This is a genomic window from Streptomyces sp. NRRL F-5135 (assembly GCF_000719775.1).
GTDB classification, from domain to species: Bacteria; Actinomycetota; Actinomycetes; order Streptomycetales; family Streptomycetaceae; genus Streptomyces; species Streptomyces hebeiensis.
Genome location: NZ_JOHR01000038.1, coordinates 1 through 3,580 on the forward strand (window position 1 = coordinate 1; position 3,580 = coordinate 3,580).

Sequence of the window (3,580 nt, forward strand, 5' to 3'; positions counted from 1 at the left end):
GGAGAGTAGGACGCCGCCGAACAATTGTTGTGGGTATGCCCCGTGTTGAAGGAGCCTGTGGTTTCTTCGGTGCGGGGCATACCTGCGTTTACAGGACGGCCGGCATTTCCGCCCGCGCGTCCCGGCCCCGCAGGTCGGCCGACTCCCGTTTCCTGTATGCCCACAGTTCCATGTATGTCCGGTTACCCCCCCAAGCGCCGGACGCCCGGTGCTGAGGGTAAAGTCATGAGGCATCGTTGGCACGTTCCACACAGGAGGCCCCCGGGTGGAGGTCCAGGAGACTCGCGTTCAGACGCACCGGGTGCTCACCATCCCCAACGTCCTCAGCATGGCCCGACTCGTCGGCGTTCCGCTCTTCTTGTGGCTGATCCTCCGCCCCGAGTTCGGCGGGCCCAACAGCGACGGCTGGGCCCTGCTGGTGCTGGCTCTGAGTGGGATCAGCGACTATCTCGACGGCAAGCTTGCCCGCAAGTGGAACCAGATCAGCAGCCTGGGGAGGCTGCTGGACCCGGCCGCGGACCGGCTGTACATCATTTCCACCCTGGTCGGCCTCACATGGCGCGAGATCCTGCCCCTGTGGCTCACGGTGGCCCTGCTCAGCCGCGATCTCATCCTGCTCGTCATGATGGGAATCCTCCGCCGGCACGACTATCCGCCTCTCCAGGTGAGCTTCCTGGGGAAGGCGGCTACCTTCAGCTTGATGTATGCCTTCCCGCTCCTGCTCCTCAGTGACGGAAGTGGTTGGCTTGCGTCACTCGCCGAAGTTTTCGGATGGGCGTTCGCAGGATGGGGTACAACTCTCTATTGGTGGGCAGGGATCCTGTATGTGGTCCAGGTCCGCCGTCTCGTCAAAGCGGACACCGTGGCCGGTTGAGCTCGTCTCAGTGATTTCGCGGAGTGTGCGTGGGGTCACACTTGACGGCATGGTGGGCTGCTGTCCGGACGGGTGAATTCGGCGAGACCGTCTCTTCAAGGAGGACGCTTCCGACATGAAGGCCGTCGTGATGGCCGGTGGCGAAGGTACTCGACTTCGTCCCATGACCTCAAGCATGCCCAAGCCGCTCCTTCCGGTCGCCAATCGACCGATCATGGAGCATGTGCTGCGGTTGCTCAAGCGACATGGGCTCAACGAGACCGTTGTCACCGTGCAATTCCTCGCCTCCCTCGTCAAGAACTACTTCGGTGACGGCGAAGAACTCGGCATGGATCTCAGCTATGCCAACGAGGAGAAGCCGCTCGGCACGGCGGGGAGTGTGAAGAACGCCGAAGAGGCCCTGAAGGACGATGCCTTTCTGGTCATTTCCGGCGATGCTCTCACCGACTTCGACCTGACCGACCTCATCGCTTTCCACAAGGAGAAGGGCGCGCTGGTGACGGTGTGCCTGACCCGGGTGCCGAACCCGCTGGAGTTCGGCATCACCATCGTGGACGAGGAGGGGAAGGTCGAACGCTTCCTGGAGAAGCCCACCTGGGGCCAGGTCTTCTCGGACACCGTGAACACCGGCATCTATGTGATGGAGCCCGAGGTCTTCGACTATGTCGAGGCCGATGTCTCGGTGGACTGGTCCGGCGACGTCTTCCCCCAGCTCATGAAGGAAGGCAAGCCGATCTACGGTTATGTCGCCGAGGGGTACTGGGAGGACGTCGGCACGCACGAGAGCTATGTGAAGGCCCAGGCCGACGTGCTCGAAGGCAAGGTCGACGTCGACATCGACGGATTCGAGATCTCGCCCGGAGTGTGGGTTGCCGAAGGGGCGGAGGTGCATCCGGACGCCGTTCTGCGCGGGCCGCTGTACGTCGGGGACTACGCGAAGGTCGAAGCCGACGCGGAGATTCGCGAGCACACCGTCATCGGCTCCAACGTGGTCGTCAAGACAGGCGCGTTCCTCCACAAAGCCGTGGTCCACGACAACGTTTACATCGGCCAGCACAGCAATTTGCGGGGCTGTGTGATCGGCAAGAACACCGACATCATGCGGGCGTCCCGCATCGAGGACGGCGCCGTCATCGGCGACGAGTGCCTGATCGGTGAGGAATCGATCATCCAGGGCAATGTGCGGGTCTATCCGTTCAAGACGGTGGAGGCCGGCGCGTTCGTCAACACCTCGGTGATCTGGGAGGCCCGCGGCCAGGCGCATCTGTTCGGTGCGCGAGGCGTGTCCGGGGTGCTGAACGTCGAGATCACGCCGGAGGTGGCGGTACGGCTGGCCGGCGCCTATGCCACCACGTTGAAGAAGGGATCCACCGTCACCACGGCGCGTGACCACTCGCGGGGCGCCCGGGCGCTCAAACGGGCCGTGATCTCCTCGCTCCAGTCCAGCGCGATCGACGTGCGGGACCTGGAGAACGTGCCGCTGCCCGTCGCGAGGCAGCAGACGGCGCGGGGGAGCGCGGGCGGGATCATGATCCGGACCTCTCCCGGTGTGCCGGACTCGGTCGACATCATGTTCTTCGACGAGCGGGGCGCCGATCTGTCCCAGGCGGGCCAGCGCAAGCTGGACCGGGTCTACGCGCGGCAGGAGTACCGCCGTGCCTTCCCAGGAGAGGTCGGGGATCTGCACTTCCCGGCCAGCGTCTTCGATTCGTACACCGGTTCGCTGCTGCGCAACGTCAACACCACGGGGATCTCGGAGGCCGGACTCAAGGTCGTGGTCGACGCGTCCAACGGCAGCGCCGGCCTGGTCCTGCCCAGCCTGCTCGGCCGGCTCGGTGTCGACTCGCTGACCATCAACCCCGGCCTGGACGAGTCCCGGCCCACGGAGACGGCTCAGTCACGCCGTTCGGGCATGGTTCGGCTCGGCGAGATCGTCGCCTCGGCCCGGGCCGCGTTCGGTGTCCGGTTCGACCCGGTGGGCGAGCGGCTGTCGCTGGTCGACGAGAAGGGGCGGATCATCGAGGACGACCGGGCCCTGCTGGTGCTGCTGGACCTGGTCGCGGCCGAGCGGCGCAGCGGCCGGGTCGCCCTGCCGGTGACGACCACCAGGATCGCCGAACAGGTCGCCGCGTACCACGGCACTCAGGTGGAGTGGACGACCACCTCCCCCGACGATCTGACCCGGGTGGGCCGGGAGGAGTCCACGATCTTCGGCGGCGACGGGCGCGGGGCCTTCATCGTCCCGGAGTTCAGCAGCGTCTTCGACGGGACGGCGGCCTTCGTCCGGCTGATCGGCCTGGTGGCGCGCACTCAGCTCACACTGTCCCAGATCGACGCCCGTATCCCGCGCGCGCACGTACTGCGCCGGGACCTGGCCACACCGTGGGCCGTCAAGGGGCAGGTGATGAGGAGCGTCGTGGAAGCGGCCGGGGACCGGCAGGTGGACACGACCGACGGTGTACGGGTGGTCGAGGCGGACGGTCGCTGGGTGATGGTGCTGCCCGATCCGGCGGAAGCCGTCACCCATCTGTGGGCGGAGGGCCCCGACGACGCGTCGGCCCAGGCCCTGCTCGACGAGTGGTCGTCCGTGGTCGACGGCGCGGGGCACTAGGGCGTGTTTCGAAAGTCCCGCCTGGCTCGCGACGCCTGGCACGCACTCCCCCAGCTACCGCTGGGAGGTGCCCCCTGCTGCGTTGTCGGAGTCGT

General features: G+C 66.2%; 2 protein-coding genes. Both read left to right on the forward strand.

Going from position 1 to position 3,580, the window contains the following annotated elements:
• Positions 1-265: 265 nt before the first annotated feature.
• Positions 266-874 (forward strand): CDP-alcohol phosphatidyltransferase family protein, encoded by a 609-nt coding sequence (locus IG02_RS0135245; protein WP_030757640.1) that lies wholly within the window; start codon positions 266-268, stop codon positions 872-874.
• A 115-nt stretch (positions 875-989) separates the two neighbouring features.
• Positions 990-3,485 carry a mannose-1-phosphate guanyltransferase gene (locus IG02_RS0135250; protein ID WP_030757644.1) on the forward strand — a complete coding sequence of 832 codons (2,496 nt, stop codon included), beginning with the start codon at positions 990-992 and terminating at the stop codon, positions 3,483-3,485.
• Positions 3,486-3,580 lie beyond the last annotated feature (95 nt).

Excerpts from the sequence above, each read along its gene's own strand:
- IG02_RS0135250 (WP_030757644.1), top strand. The coding sequence starts at position 990 with ATGAAGGCCGTCGTGATGGCCGGTGGCGAAGGTACTCGACTTCGTCCC.